1 pseudogene is annotated in these 699 nt (G+C 63.8%); it reads right to left on the bottom strand.

Annotation, left to right across the window (positions count from 1 at the left end):
• Positions 1–699 (bottom strand): annotated as a pseudogene (locus M5B44_RS28790) (type IV secretion protein Rhs); the annotation flags it as partial.

The raw sequence follows: 699 nt of genomic DNA, 5'->3' as shown, positions 1-699 counted from the left end.
GCGGTGACCAGCGTCGAGCCGTCGTCACCGTACTCGGTCTTCTCCAGCAGGTGGCCGTTGCGGTCGTAGGCGTACGCGGTACGCCGCCCATCAAAACCGGTTTCCTGTCGGATCAGTCCGGTCGGCGTGTAGTCCAGAAGGTATTTTTCACCGGACTCGTTCTCGATCTCCGTGAGCAGCAGCTGCGCATGGTCGTAGCGATACTGCAGCCGCGTGCCGTCGGGGTTGATCCGGCGGCTGACCAGGTGCAGGTCGTCGTCATACTCGTAGCGGGTGATGCGCCCCAACTCATCGCGTTCGGCGGTGATCTGGCCGTAAGCGCTGTAGGACCAGGCCCGCGTCGCTCCGGTGGGAAGCGTGATCTGGATCAGCCGGCCAACGGCGTCCCACGCATGACGAGTGATCGCGCCGTGTTCGTCCTGCGCAGTAATCCGTCGCCCCAAAACGTCGTAGGAAAACTTCCGAACCCCGCCGTCCGGCAGACTTTCTTCGACCAACTGGCCGAGGTCGTTCCACACGAACACGTGCCGGCCACTGTCCGGATAACGGATCGACAGCAGCCGCCCCTGCGGGTCGTAGTGGTAGTGGGTGACATGGCCGTCGGGATCGACCGATTCGGTGATATCACCCTGGGCATTACGCCGGTAGGTCCACTCCGCCTCGCCCCGGCTACGGCGGTGCAGGAAACCGTTGCGGTAC

It is taken from the genome of Pseudomonas sp. MWU12-2029, from assembly GCF_023242425.1.
GTDB classification, from domain to species: domain Bacteria; phylum Pseudomonadota; class Gammaproteobacteria; order Pseudomonadales; family Pseudomonadaceae; genus Aquipseudomonas; species Aquipseudomonas kribbensis.
This window is presented reverse-complemented; position numbering and strand designations above follow the sequence as displayed.